Source organism: Streptomyces sp. NBC_01320 (assembly GCF_035974375.1).
Lineage (GTDB): Bacteria > Actinomycetota > Actinomycetes > Streptomycetales > Streptomycetaceae > Streptomyces > Streptomyces yanii.
On the sequence record NZ_CP108390.1, the window covers coordinates 1181523 to 1197308 of the forward strand.

Annotated in this window: 16 protein-coding genes and 1 pseudogene; all 17 read right to left on the reverse strand. The window is 70.8% G+C overall.

Annotated elements, in window-relative coordinates; translation table 11 throughout:
• Positions 1 to 86: 86 nt before the first annotated feature.
• The 17 genes and pseudogenes from OG395_RS05875 to OG395_RS05950 all read right to left on the reverse strand — a co-directional run bounded on the left by OG395_RS05875 (position 87) and on the right by OG395_RS05950 (position 15680).
• A complete protein-coding gene (locus OG395_RS05875; RefSeq protein ID WP_327241924.1) occupies positions 87 to 440 on the reverse strand; it encodes an oxidoreductase C-terminal domain-containing protein in 354 nt (117 codons plus the stop codon).
• 128 nt (positions 441 to 568) lie between these two features.
• Positions 569 to 1294, reverse strand: a pseudogene (locus tag OG395_RS58105) (NAD(P)/FAD-dependent oxidoreductase); the annotation flags it as partial.
• Entirely contained in the window at positions 1291 to 1491 is a 201-nt protein-coding gene (locus OG395_RS05880; protein ID WP_327241925.1) for a ferredoxin, read from the reverse strand. The pseudogene OG395_RS58105 and the gene OG395_RS05880, both read right to left, overlap by 4 nt.
• A 4-nt stretch (positions 1492 to 1495) precedes the next feature.
• Entirely contained in the window at positions 1496 to 2287 is a 792-nt protein-coding gene (locus OG395_RS05885; protein ID WP_327241926.1) for an enoyl-CoA hydratase/isomerase family protein, read from the reverse strand.
• A 10-nt stretch (positions 2288 to 2297) separates the two neighbouring features.
• The gene (locus OG395_RS05890) at positions 2298 to 3725 is read right to left on the reverse strand and encodes a CoA-binding protein (RefSeq protein ID WP_327241927.1); all 1428 of its coding nucleotides are present in this window, start codon (positions 3723 to 3725) and stop codon (positions 2298 to 2300) included.
• A complete protein-coding gene (locus tag OG395_RS05895; protein WP_327241928.1) occupies positions 3725 to 4873 on the reverse strand; it encodes an acyl-CoA dehydrogenase family protein in 1149 nt (382 codons plus the stop codon). Before OG395_RS05895 ends, OG395_RS05890 begins: the two co-directional genes overlap by 1 nt.
• A gap of 35 nt (positions 4874 to 4908) precedes the next feature.
• Positions 4909 to 5847: a hypothetical protein gene (locus tag OG395_RS05900; protein ID WP_327241929.1), complete on the reverse strand. Its 939-nt coding sequence runs from the start codon at positions 5845 to 5847 to the stop codon at positions 4909 to 4911.
• A gap of 6 nt (positions 5848 to 5853) precedes the next feature.
• Complete coding sequence (locus tag OG395_RS05905; RefSeq protein WP_327249259.1) at positions 5854 to 6759, reverse strand: fumarylacetoacetate hydrolase family protein; 906 nt, start codon at positions 6757 to 6759, stop codon at positions 5854 to 5856.
• Between the two features lie 36 nt (positions 6760 to 6795).
• A complete protein-coding gene (locus OG395_RS05910) occupies positions 6796 to 7494 on the reverse strand; it encodes a 4-carboxy-4-hydroxy-2-oxoadipate aldolase/oxaloacetate decarboxylase (protein ID WP_327241930.1) in 699 nt (232 codons plus the stop codon).
• Entirely contained in the window at positions 7494 to 8201 is a 708-nt protein-coding gene (locus OG395_RS05915; protein WP_327241931.1) for a PIG-L deacetylase family protein, read from the reverse strand. The genes OG395_RS05910 and OG395_RS05915 overlap by 1 nt, the downstream gene beginning before the upstream one ends.
• A gap of 24 nt (positions 8202 to 8225) precedes the next feature.
• Positions 8226 to 8576, reverse strand: a complete 351-nt coding sequence (fdxA, locus tag OG395_RS05920; RefSeq protein WP_326791441.1) for a ferredoxin — start codon at positions 8574 to 8576, stop codon at positions 8226 to 8228.
• The gene (locus tag OG395_RS05925) at positions 8573 to 10249 is read right to left on the reverse strand and encodes an FAD-dependent oxidoreductase (protein ID WP_327241932.1); all 1677 of its coding nucleotides are present in this window, start codon (positions 10247 to 10249) and stop codon (positions 8573 to 8575) included. Before OG395_RS05925 ends, fdxA begins: the two co-directional genes overlap by 4 nt.
• Positions 10246 to 10677 carry a nuclear transport factor 2 family protein gene (locus tag OG395_RS05930; RefSeq protein WP_327241933.1) on the reverse strand — a complete coding sequence of 144 codons (432 nt, stop codon included), beginning with the start codon at positions 10675 to 10677 and terminating at the stop codon, positions 10246 to 10248. Before OG395_RS05930 ends, OG395_RS05925 begins: the two co-directional genes overlap by 4 nt.
• Positions 10670 to 11905, reverse strand: a complete 1236-nt coding sequence (locus tag OG395_RS05935) for a Rieske 2Fe-2S domain-containing protein (RefSeq protein WP_327241934.1) — start codon at positions 11903 to 11905, stop codon at positions 10670 to 10672. The genes OG395_RS05930 and OG395_RS05935 overlap by 8 nt, the downstream gene beginning before the upstream one ends.
• 337 nt (positions 11906 to 12242) lie before the next feature.
• Positions 12243 to 13274: an LLM class flavin-dependent oxidoreductase gene (locus OG395_RS05940; RefSeq protein WP_327241935.1), complete on the reverse strand. Its 1032-nt coding sequence runs from the start codon at positions 13272 to 13274 to the stop codon at positions 12243 to 12245.
• Between the two features lie 40 nt (positions 13275 to 13314).
• Positions 13315 to 14088, reverse strand: coding sequence for an SDR family oxidoreductase (locus OG395_RS05945; protein ID WP_327241936.1), 774 nt, complete (start codon positions 14086 to 14088; stop codon positions 13315 to 13317).
• A complete protein-coding gene (locus tag OG395_RS05950; protein ID WP_327241937.1) occupies positions 14085 to 15680 on the reverse strand; it encodes a class I adenylate-forming enzyme family protein in 1596 nt (531 codons plus the stop codon). Before OG395_RS05950 ends, OG395_RS05945 begins: the two co-directional genes overlap by 4 nt.
• Between the last annotated feature and the right edge of the window lie 106 nt (positions 15681 to 15786).

Below are 15786 nucleotides of genomic sequence, written 5' to 3' on the forward strand. Positions count from 1 at the left end.
CCCTGAAGCGGGCGACTTGGCGTCAGACGGTATTTCCTTCCGATCGGCAGGTCAATGCTTTTCACTGCCGATCGTCAGGCTTTCTTTCAGATCTGTACGGCGGCGAACGCGTCGTCCAGCGAGGCGCCGGCAGCCACCAGGCGGCGCAATGTGGCCAGTACCCCGGGTGCGTTCACGACCAAGGCACCGCGGAGCCTGTCCCCTCGGACGTAGGCCAGGGCGAAGCGCCGCCGATCGGGCCGGTCGAGCACGACCGCCGTACGGTCCTCCGCGGCTGCCCGGCCCGCAAACTGGATCTTCTCGCCCCATTGATCGGACCAGACGAAGGGCACCGGCCCGAAGGGGCGGCGTTCCGCAGGGTGTCCCCGCAACTCCGCGAACAGGTTGCGTGCGGCCGCCCTGCCCTGCTCGACGGCATTGGTCCAGTGCTCAACGCGCATTTCCTCGCCGAACAGCGGATGGGGCCACCGGGCCACGTCACCGGCGGCGTAGACCCCTGCTGTCCGGCCGCGCAGTAGACGTCGCAGCGCACGCCGTCACCGACAGGGATGCCTGAGGAGTCCAGCCACTCGGTGTTCGGTACAGCGCCGGCCCCGACGACGAGGACATCGGCGGTGAAAACGCGCCCGTCGGTCAGCCGGACCTGCTCGGCACGGCCCGCGCCCCGGACTCCGCTCACCCCCACCCCGCACTCCACTCGCACCCCGTGCTCGGCATGCAGTACCGCAAAGCGACGACCGGCGGTCGCTCCGAGGACTCGAGTCAGCGGCGCCCGCAGCGGCTCGAGCACCGTGACCTCGCAGCCCACGGCGCGCGCGGCCGCGGCGACCTCCAGCCCGATGAAACCCGCTCCGGCGACCACAACCCTGGGCCGCGCCTCCAACGCGGTACGCAGCGCCAGGGCGTCGTCGAGCGACCGCAGCACATGGACATCGGCCCGGTCGGGAACCTTGGCGTGGTCGGGCCCCGGTCGCGATAACAACGCCCGTGTAGGCCGACCGCGTTCCGTCGTCCAGGGTGAGTGTGCGAGCGGCCGGATCCAGTGCGACCGCCCGTCGGCCCAGGTGAAGCTCCACCCCGAGCGGCGCAGGTGGCCGTCCGGGCGCAAGGCGGTGTCGCCGGGCGCCCCGGTGCCCAGCAGCAGCTGTTTGGACAACGGCGGGCGGTCGTAAGGCTGGTGGGGCTCCTCACCAATCAGTATCAGCGGCCCCTGGTATCCGGCCTTCCGCAAGGTCTCCACGGCCGATACTCCGGCGAGAGAGGAGCCGACCACGACCACTGGGCGTTCGGTCACGAAGGGCCCTCAACCGAGAGCGCCCTCATGGGGCAGTCACGGACGGCCTCGACGACGCCCTCCGAGGATTCCTCGTCGAGTCGGCCGGTGAGGACGATGACCTTGCCGGTGTCGTCGCTGACGTCGAAGACGCCGGGTACCGCCGCCACGCAGTTCGCGTAGCCGTCGCACTTCGCAAGGTCCACCGTGACCTTCATCCCGTCACCGCCACGGCGAGTAGTCGGCGGGCCGCTTCTCCAGGAACGCGTCGCGTCCCTCGTCGACGGATTCTGCAGGGACGCCCATGGCGATCATCTCCAGGCCGGCCAGCATCGAGTCGTAGGAGAGGTTCCACCACACGTTGCTCGACGCCTTGGCGATCTGCAGCGACTGCGGGTGCAGGGCCAGCAGGCGGTCGGCCCAGCGACGGGTCGTCTTGACCAGTTCCGCGTCGTCCACGACTTCGTTGACCCAGCCCCAGGCCAGGGCCTGTTCGGCCTCGACCTTGTCGCTGAAGAACACGATCTGCTTCGCGCGCTTCTCCCCGATCTGGAGGGACAGCAGGTTGGTGCCGCCGATGACCGGGCAGGCGCCGATGAGCGTGCCGGCCTGGCCCAGGCGGGCACTGCGCGCGGCGATGGCCAGGTCCGAGGCGATGACGAGCTCGTTTCCGCCGCCCACCGCCAGACCGTTCACCATGGCGATCACGGGCTTGCGGCAGCGCCGGATCGCGGTGATCGCGCGCAGGGCGTACACACCGGTGTCGACCAGGCCTTTCTTGGTGAATTCGCGGACGTCACCGCCCGCCGAGAAGGCCCGGCCGGTTCCGGTCAGCACCACGACGCCCACGTCCGAACTCACCGACACCTCGTCCAGCAGGTCGGCGAGGCAGTGGAACTGGCGCGGGCCGAACGCGTTCAGGGTGTCCGGTCGGTTGAAGGTGATCCAGGCGATGCGGTCCTCGACCGACAGCAGGATGTCCTCGTCGGATCCCGGGTAGTCGTTCAATGACATGACGTGTACCTCAGTTCGTTCGGTGGGGTGAGCGGGTGGCGGACAGGGTTCGGGCGGCAGCGTCCCAGGTCTCGAAGACCGGGATGCCGGCCTGGTGCAGCCGGTCGCGGATGCTGCGCTCCTGTGCGTCGTCCACCATCGGCGGGAAGTAGACGGCGAAGTCGTCCCTGTTCTCGGCGTGCCCGAGCAGCAGATTGAGATAGCCCTCGGCGTAGCCGGGGTTGCGGCGGTCGACGTCGACGAGGTGGTCCCAGACCAGGTGGAACAGCGTGATGTCGACGCCGGGGTCGGCCCCCAGGGTGGTGAGCACCCCCGCGGCCAGCTTGCGGGACAGGTAGCGGGCGCCGAGGTCGACCGGGTTCTCGATGCTGACCAGGGCTCGGCCCGCATGGCCCAGCAGTGCCTGCCGGGTATCGTCGGTGAACCGGCTCAGGCGCACCCCGGCCGCCTCCAGGGATGATGCGGCTAGCACCCCCACACCGCCGCTGATGGTCACCACAGCGGCTCTGGGCGGTCGCTCCGGCAGCGGCCTTCGGGCGTGCCACTCGGTGGCGGTGATCAGCTGCTCGATCGACGACACGGCCACAACGCCGTCCGGCCACTCCTGGGGGAGCACCGGCCCGCCGGGTGCCCCGGTGTGCCGGCGGGCGGCGGCCGTCGCCGCGTGGCCGGACGGTCCCACGCACACCACGACCGGCCGGTGGCGGGCGGCCCGTTCCAGGCGCTCGGCCAGGTCGGGCTCGTTGGCGCTCTCCACGTAGACCGCCAAAACGGAGTGCTCTCCGGCCTCGGCCAGGAACTCCGACCAGGATCCGGCGCCGAGCTGTGCGCCGTTGCCGAAGGAGATCGCGGTGGCCACGCCGAGTCCGCGTGCAGCGAGCTGGTGCGTGGCGGCGATCACCACGCCGCCGGACTGCGAGACGAGCCCGACCGGGCCGTCGAGCATCGGCTGGTCCTCCCGGAAGGCGAGACCGGCCCGCGGCCGGTACAGGCCCATGCAGTTGGGGCCGATGAGAGCGATGCCGGCCTCGTCACAGGTCCGTACCAGTCGATCCTGCTCGGCGGCGGCCTCGGCGTCGGAGAGCTCGGTGAAGCCGCCGGTGAACACGTGCAGGGCGCGCACCCCGGCCGCCGCGGCATCCTTCGCCGCGCGGGTCACCAGGGGCGCGGGCACCGCCAGGACCGCCAGGTCGGGCGGGTCGGGAAGGTCCCCCAGCGATGTGGCGCCGAGTGCTCCTTCCACGTTCGCGCCGTCCCGGTTGACCGCGGAGATGCGTCCGCCGAACCGTGCGGCGCGCAGCGCCCGTACGAAGGACAGCCCGGCGTTGGAGGGCCGGTTGCTCGCTCCGACGACGGCCACGTGTCGCGGGTTCAGCAGCGGGGACGGGTGCCCGCGCAGGGGCAGCGGGAGCGCGTGCCCGGTGTGGTGGACGTTCATCAGTCCCACCACAGGGTTCGGTTGAAGACCGCTTCGGCGAGCAGGTTCTTTTGGATCTGGCTGGTGCCTTCGACGATCGTGAGCTGCTTCGCGTCCCGGTAGTACATCTCCACCGGGTGGTCCTTCATGTAGCCGGCCGCTCCGAGCAGCTGCACGGCGGTGCCGGACACCTTGACGGCCGTCTCGGTGGCGACGAGTTTGGCCATCGACAGGAACGGCACGGCGCTCTTGTCGAACCTTCCGTCGTCGACCATGCGTGCCGACCGGTAGGTGAGCAGCCTGGCCGCCTCGATCTCCGCCGCGTGCTCGGCGACCATCCAGCCCAGGCCCTGCTGCTGGGTCAGCGGAGCGCCGAAGGCCTGGCGCGAGTGCATGTACTCGACGGCGTACATCAGCGCCCCCTCGGCGAGGCCGAGTCCGCGCGCGGCGACGATCGGACGCATCGAGTTGAGGGTGAACATGGCGAGCTTGAACGCCTGGCCGGGGGTGCCCACGACACGGTCGGCGGGCACCCGCACGCCCTCCAGGAGGAGTTCGCCGGTGTTGACGCCGCGCACGCCCAGCTTGTCGTCGACGCGGGCCACGCTGACACCGGGCAGGTCACGGTCGACGATGAAGCAGCCGAAGCCGTCGCCGACGCGTGCGAAGACGGTGTAGAAGTCGGCCTGCTCCAGGCCGGACATCCAGCACTTGCTACCGGAGAGCACCCAGTCCGAGCCGTCCTCGGCGGCGCGGGTCCGCATGCCCTGCACGTCCGAGCCGGCCTGTGGCTCGGACAGTCCGAAGGAGGCGCGGCGGGCGCCGCCCGCGAGGTCGCGGACGTAGGTGTTCTTCTGCTCCTCGGTGCCGCCGATGAGTATCGGCAGTGCGGGCAGCCGGGTGAGCAGCAGCATCAGCGCGACTGCGTTCGAGTACTTCGCCGCCTCTTCGATGGCGAGGGTCAGGCCGAGCGTCCCGGCTCCGGCGCCGCCGTACTGCTCGGGCGTGGCGAGACCGAGGAGACCGGCGTCGGAGAGTGCCTTGAAGATGTCCTCCGGGTACTGGTTGTCCCGGTCGATCTCCTGGGCGCGTGGCTTCACCACGGTGCGCGCGAAGCGCCTCAGGGTCTGCTGCAGTTCGGCGTACTCATCGGGCAGATCGGTGTGCATGGGGCCTCCAGGTCTTCGTTCGGGGGCGGGAGCGGTCAGCCGGCGGGGCGGTCCCAGCGGGCGAAGCACATGCCGACTCCGTAGCCGGACTCGGTGCGGTAGGCGGGGACGTAGTCGATGACCTCGGCGGGGGCCGCGGCGCAGGCGTCGGCGATGATCCAGTCGGTGATCTCGGAGGTGCCGTTGAGACGCACCGTCAGGCCGTATTTCTCGTGCGCGAGGTGCAGTTCGTCGTCGTCGATGGCCCGCCAGGTGGAGATTTCGTCGGATCGCAGCGCGGCCAAAACCCGGGCGTCCAGGTCCTCGTCCAGGACGAGGTGGCTGAGTCCCCCGGAGGCCAGCACCGCCACGCGCACCGGTGCCTCGGACGCATCGATCGCCGTGCGCAGTGCCTGTCCGAAGGCGACGCAGCGGGACACGCCCGGCACGTTCGGGAGGTTCCACACGTTGGTGACCAGGGGCAGCAGCTGGAGGTCGGAGTCGAGCAGGTCGAGGAACCTCAGCGGCCAGGTGATGGCGTGGCCGATGCCGTACTCGTGCGAGGTCTCGCTGACATGGGCGACGTCGAATCCGGCGGCGCACAGATGCTTAAGGACGTCCTGGCCGAGGCCGGTCGCGACGGGCATGGACACCCGGAACTGCTCCGGTCCTTCACCGCGCCGGTCGGCGGCGCTGGCCTCGACCCGGTCCCCGAGGAACAGTTCGAACACCGGGGCGGACCGGGGTCCGAAGTTCTCACCCTGGTCGCTGCCCACGATGAGCAGCACGTCCGGTTCGACCGCGAGGATCGCGTGCCGCAGCTGCTTCATCGCACGGTCGAACCGGGCCTGGTGCTCGTCCCAGGCGGCACGCACATCGGTCAGACCGCTGACGGGCGGGCGGCGGACTCGGGGTTCGAGCGCCGGCCAGTCCGGGACCGGCGTGATCAACGCCGGGCTGTGGGAGGTGCCGAAGACTCCTGCGAGCTGTGCCATGGTTGCTCACTCCACTTCCGGGACGATGCGGTTGCGCTGCCGGCCCAGGCCGGTGATCTCGCTCTCCAGCACCGTCCCGGGGCGCAGCCACTGCGGTGGCGTGCTGCCGAGCCCGACACCGGCGGGTGTCCCCGTGCTGATGACGTCGCCGGGTTCGAGGGTCAGCGTGCGACTGAGGTCGGAGATGAGGGCGGCGATGTCGTGGATCATCAGCTTGGTGTTCGAGTGCTGCCTCTCGACGCCGTCCACCCAGCAGCACAGTTCGAGGTTCTGCGGGTCCGGCACCTCGTCGCGGGTCACGATGTACGGGCCGAACGGCGAGGAGAGTTCGAGGCTCTTGCCCTTCCACCACTGCTTGCGGCCCAGTTGGACGTCGCGTGCGCTCACGTCGTTCAGCACGGCGTAGCCGAAGACGTGGCCGAGTGCCTCGGACGGGTCGATGTTCCGTCCCGCGCGGCCGATGACGACCGCGAGCTCGACCTCCCAGTCCAGCTGCCCGGTGGCCTTGTCGCTCGTGGCGATGTCGTCGTACGGGCCGCAGATGCTCCGCACGTCCTTGGTGAACCAGACGGGCTCGTCGGGCAGGTCGAGCGGGCCCACCGCCTCCTCGGACTCCTCGATGTGCTCGCGATAGTTGGCCCCGACGCAGATCACGTTGCGCGGGAGGCGGCCGAGGGGTTCGGTCAGCTGCAGGTCCGCGAGTGATCTCACGATGTGCGAGCGGCCCGCGCTCGCGCACAGGTCGGTGAGCCGCTCGACCGCCTCGTCGCCGAGGCCGATCCAGTCGAGGAGCGTGCGCGGCAGGTTGCCGCTGTGCGCCCCGGCGAGCTCGGTCAGGTCGGCGACCAGGTCGTCGTCGAGGACGGCGCCGGCGTGCAGCCCGTCGTCGGTCGGAAAGGAGCAAAGACGCATCGGCACGTGCCTCTCGGTCGCGTCGTGTCAGGTCGGTCAGGAGGCCGGGATGCGGCGGACGCCGAGCCGGACCAGCTGGTCGCGCAGCTCGGGCGAGAGGGTGGGCACATTGCCGGCCGCGATGGAGGCGAGCAGTTCGGCCTCGCGTTGGGCACGGGCGCGGGCGCGGTCCAGGACGGCCGGAGCGGCGTCGAGCGGGACCACCACGACCCCGTCGTCGTCGGCGACGACCATGTCGCCCGGGCTGACGGTGGCCCCGCCCGCCACCACGGGCACGTTCACCCAGCCCGGTCCGCCCTTGGTGGTGCCCGCGGCCGAGACGGTCCTCGACCAGACCGGCAGCGGCAGCCGGCGCAGCTCGCGGATGTCCCGCACGCCGGCGTCCACGACCAGGCCGGCGACACCGCGTGCGATCAGGATGCTGGCGATGATCTCCCCGACCATTCCCATGGCGGACGGCGCGAGGTTGGCGACCACCAGGACGTCGCCCTCCTGGCACAGGTCCATCGCCGCCAGCAGCATGAGGTTGTCGCCGGGCTGGTTGAGGCAGGTCACGGCCGGGCCCGCGGCGCGGGCGCCCACCGCGAGCGGCTTGATCGCCGCGTCCATCAGGCCCCCGCGCCCCTGGGACTCGTGCACGGTGGCGACGCCGAGTTCGGCGAAGGCCGGCGCCAGAGAGCGGACGCCGCGGTCAACCTGCTCGACGATGCACGGGGTGGTGTGCGGGCCGCGCATCAGAAGCTGTCCCCGGCGGCGGGCAGGAAGCTTTCGAAGGCTTCCGCGTGAGTGACCCGGCGACCGAGGAACAGGCCCGCCATGATGGCGCGGTAGCGTGCCCGCTGCTCGTACACCTCGATCATGAATTCCTGGACGGAGGAGCAGCGCATCATCTCCAGCTTCTGCTCGGCCACGTCGCTGATGTCGATGTACCGGTCGGGCTGGAATTCGCAGAACTCGGGGAACTCCGGTTCGTAGCCGTAGGTCTGGCGCACCACGAACCGCTCTGCGTCTGGCATCCGGCCGTGCGCCCGTGCCCAGATCGCGGCGCTCTCCACTAGCTGTGCCGTTGCCACGTGGTCGGGATTGTTGGGGTCCTTGCGACCGTGGGTGAGCACGATGTCGGGGCGCAGCACCCGCAGCAGGCGAACCATCTCCAGGCGCCGCTCGTCGTCGATGACCATGGGGTAGTCGCCCCAGTCGTAGGTGCGCAGTTCGACGCCGGCCACGGCGGCCGCCTTCTCAGCCTCCCGCAGGCGGATGGCGCGCACCTGCTCGGCGGTCTGGCCCGGCTCCGACCACGCCGAGGCGGACTCACCGCGCTCGCCCATGGACAGGCACACCACGGTGACGTCCGCACCGGCCTTGACGTACTTGAGGATCGTCCCTCCGGAGCGCCACACCCAGTCCATTCCGTGGGCGCTTACAACGGTGATCTTGGTCATGTCGGTGGATCTCCTGTCTGGTGGTCAGGTGTTGGGGGTGCGGTCGGGAAGGGAGCGCACGAGGTCTGTGTCCGCGGCAATCGGTCCGGTCTGCCGTGCGCCGCCCGGTGCACCGATCGGTTCGGTCCGGCCGGGGAGCACCGTCTGGAAGAACGTGGCGCTGTCGGTGAGGTGCGGATCGAAGTCGTCGCTGAGTTCGCGGTCGGAGATGATCGCCTCGACCGGGCAGACCGGTTCGCAGGCGCCGCAGTCGATGCACTCGTCGGGGTTGATGTAGAGCTTGCGTTCGCCTTCGTAGATGCAGTCGACCGGACACTCCTGCACGCAGGCCCGGTCCTTCAGGTCGACGCACGCGGCTCCGATGATGAACGTCACGTCGTGCTCCAGCGGGTGGGGGTACTGGTCTGGAAGGCCGCCCGGCGCTGCGCCAGGTGGCGGCCGGCGGCGTAGCCGAAAGCGAGGGCCGGACCGATGGTTGCGCCGGCCGCCCAGTAGCCGTCGTTGGAGGGGGATGCGGCGCAGTTACCGACCGCGTAGAGGCCGTCGATGGCGCTGCCGTCGCGCCCGAGCACCTGGGCGTGCGGGCTGGTGCGGGGCCCGCCCTTGGTGTCGAGCGTGCCCAGTCCGATCAGGACGGCGTGGTAGGGGCCTTCGGCTGCCAGCGGGGCCATCGTCGGGTCCGGTCCGCCGTCCGGGCGCGCCGGACCGTGGAAGAAGACCTCGATCGGCTCCCCTCCGCGCCCGAAGTCGGGGTCGTCGCCGGCGCGCGCGATCTCGTTGAAGCGGCGGACAGTCGCCCGGAGCCTCTTGGTGAAGTCGCGGCTCAGCCGGGCTCCACCGGTCACCTCGCGCAGGCGCTCCAGCCGTCGGCCGACTTCGGCGGCGACCTCGTCCCAGGTCTCGCCGGTGACGATGTGCGGGGCGAATTCGCCGGGCGGCACCAGCGGGTAGGCGAAGTCCTCGCAGGAGAAGAGCTTTTCGGTGCGAGCGTCGAAGAGCAGCAGGAGCAGTTGCGGCGCTCCGTCGCCCAGGTGGAGTTTGGCGCGGTCGTGGTAGAAGGTCTTCTCGTTGCCGACACGGCGGCCGGTCAGGTCCACGACGAGCGAGGAGTCTCCCGGGGCGACCCACATGCCGGCCGGGGTCTCCGTAGAGCCGTTCGTGGTGTGCTCGACGGCGACCTGGTCCCACCAGGCCTGGTCCATGTTGTGCAGGGGGATGCCGAGGCTTTCGAGCACGGGCAGCGCGTCGCCGGTGTTGGTGCCGGCCGCGCAGCCGCCCCACACCCGGGCGGGCAGGTGGCGGGCACGGCGCTCGGCGTGGTGCGTGAATCCGCCGGTTGCGAGCACGACCCCGGCTCGTGCCCGCGCGAGCACGTCCTTTCCGGTGTCCAGGTCTCGGACGTGGACGCCCTCGACACGCCGCTCGCCGACCAGCAGGTCCGTGAAGGCGTGCCGTGTGACCAGCCTGACCCCTGACTGCCGGGCGGCCGTTGCCAGTTGGGCAACGAGTTCCGCACCGCCCGACGGCCGGCCGTCCGCGTCGGCGGGGCACAGTGCACGGCCGTAGACGTCGCCCTGCTCGGGCAGGTGCATGTGGTAGTCGGGGAAGCGGAGCGCGGCTTCGATCGTGGAGCGCAGCGCGCCGATGGTGCCCAGGAACTCCACGGCCCGTGGGGCGAGGTCGCAGTACGCTGTGAGGAGGCCGAACTCCCAAGGAGTCAGGCCGAGTCGGGGGTCGTCCGGGGCGTAGCGGGTCGGCGCGCTCACCCGGGCCATGTAGCGCAGGGCGCCGTCGCGCGGGTCGTCGATGCCGTGGGCCCGCATGAGGTGGTTGTCGGGTATCCAGTAGACGCCGCCCGATTTCGCGGTGGTGCCTCCGAGTGCCGCGGCCTTCTCAAAGAGGAGGACGTCGCAGCCGGCGTGGGCGGCCGTGGCCGCCGTCGCGAGGCCGGCCGCGCCCGAGCCGATCACGATGACGTCAGCTGTCGGGGCGTCCGGTGGCATCTTGACCGTGGTCCCGCCGCGCACGGTGCGCACGCCGTCATTCATGGCTGTCCTCCGGGTCCGTCCAAGCGGTTGTCGAGTTCGATCCGCCGTTCGGCAAAGCGCCACCCGGCAGGGGTCCGTACCAGTCCGTCGGTGTAGCGGCCGGTAGCCAGCAGGGTCGGCGGGGACTGGTCCTTGCGGCGGCGCAGCATGAGCAGGTTGCATTCCTGCCTGGCGAGGGCCTCCTCGACCCGGATCCGCGGGTCGAGGGTCATGTGCAGATAGCCCCACCCCCTGGACCGGCAGAAGTCGGCCAGCTCCGTCCAGCCGGTGCAGGCGATGCCGCCTCCGGCCACCTCGAGGCGCCCCGAGGGGGTGAAGGTCCGGGCCCATCCTTCGGCGTCGGCCTCGTCGAAGCAGCGGTTGTAGGTCGCCGTCAGCTCGCGGATCGCCAGCCAGTCCGCGAACTCGACCGCCGTGGCCTCAGACATAGCGCGCCTGCGCCGACAGCGCCGGGCGCCAGTCGTCGCTGGCCGAGATGCTGAACGCGACCCCGGCGGTGCCGGGGCGCCCGGCCTCGGGGGCCTGGCCGAAGACCTCACCGGTCTTGCCGTGGGCGCGCACGGCGTCCAGCAGGAGCCGGCGGGTACGGATCACCGCGATGTCGCTGGAGCCGAGCTTCTCCTGGGACCGGTCAACGATCGGGCCCTGGCTCTCCTGGATCGCCACGTCCTCGAGGATCAGATTGGTGATCCCGGTGAAGTGGCCTTCCGCCATGAGCTTCCGGTCCTGGCCCCACATCTCCTTGCCGCGCACGAGAGCCGAGAAGTCGTCGGGGGCCGTGGTCAGTTCGTCGTACCAGAAGTGGGTGTCGGTGTCCTCGGTGAGCGGGTGGTCGTCGTTCCAGCGGATGAACCACTGCCGGGAGGTCACGTCGTCGACGGGCGTGCCGATGATCGCGATCCGGTCCTCGTCACCGGTGGGGATGTAGGCCATCCACGGCATCACGAACTCGGTGACCCGCACGTGGCTGGTCGCGCTGTCGGTGTGCCGGATGGCGGCGAACCGGATGCCGTAGTCCTGGTGGTCGAACTCGTAGCGCGGCGCCGAGTCGTACGCCGCCTGGCCGAGCTCGCCGCGGCCCGCGCCGAGCCAGGACTTGTGCAGGATCGAGACGTGGGAGGAGTCCAGGGTCCCCTCCACCGCCTGCAGCCAGTTGCAGCGGGTCTCGGCCACCAGAGGGCGGACGTGGTCCGCAGGGACCTCGCTGAAGGGGAACCGCGGGAACGGCGGGGCCTGGTCACGCGCCCCGAGGTAGACCCACACGATGCCGCCGACCTCGTGGGTCGGGAAGTGGCGCACCCGGATCTTCTCAGCGAAGTCGGTGCGCTCCGCCGGCTCGGAGGGGACCTCCACCACGGATCCGGAGACGTCGATCTTCCAGCCGTGGTAGATGCAGCGCAGTGCGCAGTCCTCGTTGCGGGCGAGCGCGAGCGAAACACGGCGGTGCGGGCACATCTCGTCCAGGAACCCGACCCGTCCATCGGTGGCCCGGAACGCCACGAAATCCTCCCCGAAGAGCCGGACACGCACGGGGGCCCCGTCCGCGACCAGACGGGCGGAGCGAACCGCCGGCGTCCAGTACTCCCGGAGGTAGGCGCCCATGGGCGCCGATTCCTCGACCCGGGTCAGGAGTTCGTCGTCTTCACGCGAGAGCATGCTGGGCCTCCAGTCATCCGCGCCAGTGGTCCGGCGGGGGTGGATATCGCCTCTGATGGAGCGGCCGGAGAGCTGCACGCGTCTCCGCCGTGAGGGCGGATCAAATCCGTTACCCTGTCGATCGGAAGGCTAACGAGGGTGGCATCTCGAATCAACCCCTAAGCCTGACGAACGTCAGGTTTTTCTCAGAATCGGCCCAGCCTCCTCCGCCGGACGGTCCGGCAGCCGCCCGGGCACCGGAAAACGCGAACGACTGGTTGGACGGGACTCGTCACCGAGTCCCGTCCAACCAGTCGCCCACGACCCGCCGCGCCTCAATACGGCGGGGCGGCCTGTGTTACCCCGCCGCCTCGTTCAACGCCGGCACCACCGTCCGGCCGTAGGCCTGGATGGCCTCCAGCACCTGGTCGTGGGGCATGTAGGGGTGATAGAGCCGGAACGCGAGGTGGCAGTCCTGACGTCTGGCGAACCGCCCCGCATAGGGCAGCAGGGCGTTCGTCATGTCTGCGGGGGTCCCGAGCAGGTTGTACTGCCGCACGGTGTCCTCGGGCACCAGGTGTTCGTCGGGCGCCACCACCCGGCCCGCCTCCTCCGCGGCCCAGCGCGCATGGACATCCAGGGTGTAGGTCATGCCGCGGCCAGCCAGCTTCCACGCCTCCTCCGGATCCTGCGCGATGAAGCCCGACCGCAGTTGACCGAAGGAGAAGGGCGCCTGCCGGTCCTCTGGAACGGCGTCCCGCGCGGCCGCGAAGGCACCCATCGCGTCGTCGAAGGGCGCGCCGACCCCGAAGTACCCGTCGCCGAGGCGGCCGGCCCTCCGCAGGGCACGGGGACCCGTCCCGCCCAGCCAGATCGGCGGGCCGCCGGGCGTGAAGGGGCGCGGGCGCACTACCCCTCCCTCGATCCGATGGACTCGCCCCTCGAAGTCGAACCGCTCGCCCTGCCAGGCCCGACGCAGGATCTGGACGGTCTCCTCCAGGCCCGCGGCCCGCGTGGACATGTCGACGCCGAAGGACCTGAAGTCGCCGCTTCGCCATCCCGTCCCCAGGCCGAGCACGAGCCGGCCGCCCGAGAGCTGGTCCACCACCGCGGCGTCCTCGGCCAGCCGCAGCGGGTGGTGCAGCGGCGCGAGAAGCACCGCCGTGCCCACGACCAGCCGCTCGGTGGACGCCAGGATCGCGGCGGCCAGCGGCAGCAACGAGGGCAGATAGCCGTCGTCGGCGCCGTGGTGCTCGCTCAGCCAGACCGAGTCCAGTCCCAGCTCCTCGGCAAGCCGGGCCTGCTCGATGATCCTCGCGTACTCGTCATGAAAGCCGATGTCCTGCCCGGGCGGCACCTGGCCGGTGTACAAACCCAATCCCCAGCGCATTCCTGTCCCTCCATTGGTTCCACACGTTGATGACGGTGTGTCAGGCCGTCGGCGGAAGGCTGACCCAGCCACCGCCGTGGACGGCAACCTCCGCGCCGTTCACGTACGAGGCCTCCGCGGAGCACAGGAAGGCGACCACGGCCGCCACCTCCTCCGGCTCGCCGCCGCGCCGAGCGGCGAGCGAGGCGATGTTGGCGTCCAGCACGGCGGGCTCGACCTCGGTGGCGAGGTCGGTGAGGATCGTCCCCGGCAGCACCGCGTTGGAGGTGATGCCGCGGCGGGCCACCTCGAAGGCCAGACTCTTGGACATGCCGAGGAGCGCCGCCTTGGAGGCGCTGTAGCCCGTGTCCCCCGGGCCGCCCGTCGCCCCCAGCACCGAGCTCATGAACACCACGCGCCCCCAACCGGCCTCGTACATGTGCGGCAGTGCCGCGCGGGTGACCGCCCAGGCGCCATGGACGTTGGTGGTGAGCATCTCCTTCAGCGCCTCCGGCTCCTGGCGGATCATGGCCCGAGAGCGCTGTACACCCGCGTTGTTCACGACGACCAGGGGCGGTCCCAGCAGTTCCGTGACCTCGTCGACCAGGGCCGTCGCGGCGCCGAGTCGCGACACGTCCGCGCGGACGGCGACGGCCTCACCACCCTTGCCGCGGATGCGGCGTACGACCTCGTCCGCTGCGGGCCGCGACCGTGCGTAGTTCACCGCCACCCGGCAGCCCTGTGCCGCCAGGCGGATGGCACACGCCGCTCCGATGCCCCGGGAACCGCCGGTCACGATGGCGACCGGCCGCTGTGCTGCGCTGTGCTCGGTCATGACACTCCACGCTCCTGCTCCGCCCAGTGCGGCCGCCGCAGCACAAGCTTGTCGATCTTGCCGGGTCCGGTACGGGGCAGTACCTCGTGGAACTCGTAAGAGCGCGGGCTCTTGTACCCGGCGATCAGGCCGCGGCAGTGCCGGTCGAGGTCGGCCACCGCGGTGGCCGCGCCGCGGCGCAGCACGACGGCCGCGTGGACCTGCTCGCCCCACTGCGCGGACGGCACCGCGATGACCGCGGCTTCCAGCACGTCCTCGTGGGCGGCGAGCGCGGCCTCCACCTCGGCCGCGTAGACGTTCTCGCCACCGCTGATGATCACGTCTCCGGCGCGCCCGACGATGTAGAGGTGGCCGGCCGCGTCGCGGTGGGCCATGTCGCCCGACCAGTACCAGCCGTCGCGGAACTTCTCCCGGGTCACCTCCGGCTGCCGCCAGTATCCGAGGGCGAAGTTCGGTCCCCGGCCGACGATCTCGCCGACCTCGCCGGGTCCGCACTCGGTGCCGTCCGGACGCACGACCCGGACCTCCACCCCGACCACCGGCCGTCCCGCGGAACGCAGCTCCGGCCGGCCCAGCAGCTGTTCCTCGTGCGGCAGGAAGCTCAGGATCGGTCCGGCCTCGGTCATGCCGTACGACTGCGTGAACGAGCATCCGAGCCGCGCGATGGCGCGTTCCAGCAGCGAGGGCGCGATAGGGGCGCCGCCGTGCACGACGAGCCGCAGGGAGGAGAGGTCCGGCTGCCGTTCCAGCCGGTCGAGATGGTCGATCAGCAAGGTGAGCATCGTCGGCACGAGGAAGGTGCAGGTCACGCGCTCGGTCTCGATGGCCGACAGCACCGCCTCCGGGTCGAACCGGGGAATGACCACATGGCGGCCGCCGGCCCAGGTCACCGGATGCACGGACATCCCGTCGCCGAGGTGGAACATCGGCGCGCAGTGCAGGTAGACGTCGTCGTCCCGGTATCCGAGACCGACGGACATATGCAGGGCGTTGGCGGTGAGACTGCGGTGGGTGAGCACCGCACCCTTGGCGCGACCGGTGGTGCCGCCGGTGTAGAAGATCGCGGCGGGATCGTTGGGGGCAGGTTCTTCGGCAGCGGACCTCTCCCGGGGTGCGTCGCCGCACTCGCCGATCAACTGCTCCATGGTCACCCACCGGATGCCCGTGGCTGTCGCCAGCTGCGCCGCACGGGCCGCATGGCCGGCATCAGCGATCAGCAGTGCCGGCTCGCAGTCGGCGACCACCTGGGCCAGCTCCGCGTCGGCGAGGCGCGCGTTGAGCGGCACGAACACGCACCGGGCCGCCGGGACGCCGAAGTACGCGGCCAGGTACTCGGCGCTGTTGGCCCCGAGCACGCCGATCCGGTCCCCCGGCTGCGCACCGCACCACCGCACGGCATCCGCGAGACGGTCACACCACGCCACGAACTCGGGGTAGCTGAGCCTCGTCGTACCGTCGACGACCGAGACCCGCTCGCCGTAGAGGTGGGCCGCCCGCCGCAGCGGCCAGGTGAGATCGGCCCCCACCGCCACATCGGCGACGGGGGGCGCGGCGCCTTCCCGCGCGCCTGCGGGCAGCAGGACATCTTTCATCGCCCTCCTCCGGCTCGGAAGGGTGCAACGGGCACGCGGGGAACGTGAGACATGGGCACGGCCACTCCTTGGGAATGTCGCTGACGAACGCAGCGGATGCGGCACG

Coding starts and splice junctions, on each gene's coding strand:
- OG395_RS05895 (WP_327241928.1), bottom strand. CDS start 4,873: ATGCACACCGATCTGCCCGATGAGTACGCCGAACTGCAGCAGACCCTG.
- OG395_RS05875 (WP_327241924.1), bottom strand. CDS start 440: ATGCGCGTTGAGCACTGGACCAATGCCGTCGAGCAGGGCAGGGCGGCC.
- OG395_RS05910 (WP_327241930.1), bottom strand. CDS start 7,494: ATGCGCGGCCCGCACACCACCCCGTGCATCGTCGAGCAGGTTGACCGC.
- OG395_RS05900 (WP_327241929.1), bottom strand. CDS start 5,847: ATGGCACAGCTCGCAGGAGTCTTCGGCACCTCCCACAGCCCGGCGTTG.
- OG395_RS05890 (WP_327241927.1), bottom strand. CDS start 3,725: ATGAACGTCCACCACACCGGGCACGCGCTCCCGCTGCCCCTGCGCGGG.
- OG395_RS05950 (WP_327241937.1), bottom strand. CDS start 15,680: ATGAAAGATGTCCTGCTGCCCGCAGGCGCGCGGGAAGGCGCCGCGCCC.
- OG395_RS05915 (WP_327241931.1), bottom strand. CDS start 8,201: ATGACCAAGATCACCGTTGTAAGCGCCCACGGAATGGACTGGGTGTGG.
- OG395_RS05930 (WP_327241933.1), bottom strand. CDS start 10,677: ATGTCTGAGGCCACGGCGGTCGAGTTCGCGGACTGGCTGGCGATCCGC.
- OG395_RS05925 (WP_327241932.1), bottom strand. CDS start 10,249: ATGAATGACGGCGTGCGCACCGTGCGCGGCGGGACCACGGTCAAGATG.
- OG395_RS05945 (WP_327241936.1), bottom strand. CDS start 14,088: ATGACCGAGCACAGCGCAGCACAGCGGCCGGTCGCCATCGTGACCGGC.
- OG395_RS05880 (WP_327241925.1), bottom strand. CDS start 1,491: ATGAAGGTCACGGTGGACCTTGCGAAGTGCGACGGCTACGCGAACTGC.
- OG395_RS05935 (WP_327241934.1), bottom strand. CDS start 11,905: ATGCTCTCGCGTGAAGACGACGAACTCCTGACCCGGGTCGAGGAATCG.
- OG395_RS05885 (WP_327241926.1), bottom strand. CDS start 2,287: ATGTCATTGAACGACTACCCGGGATCCGACGAGGACATCCTGCTGTCG.
- OG395_RS05905 (WP_327249259.1), bottom strand. CDS start 6,759: ATGCGTCTTTGCTCCTTTCCGACCGACGACGGGCTGCACGCCGGCGCC.
- OG395_RS05940 (WP_327241935.1), bottom strand. CDS start 13,274: ATGCGCTGGGGATTGGGTTTGTACACCGGCCAGGTGCCGCCCGGGCAG.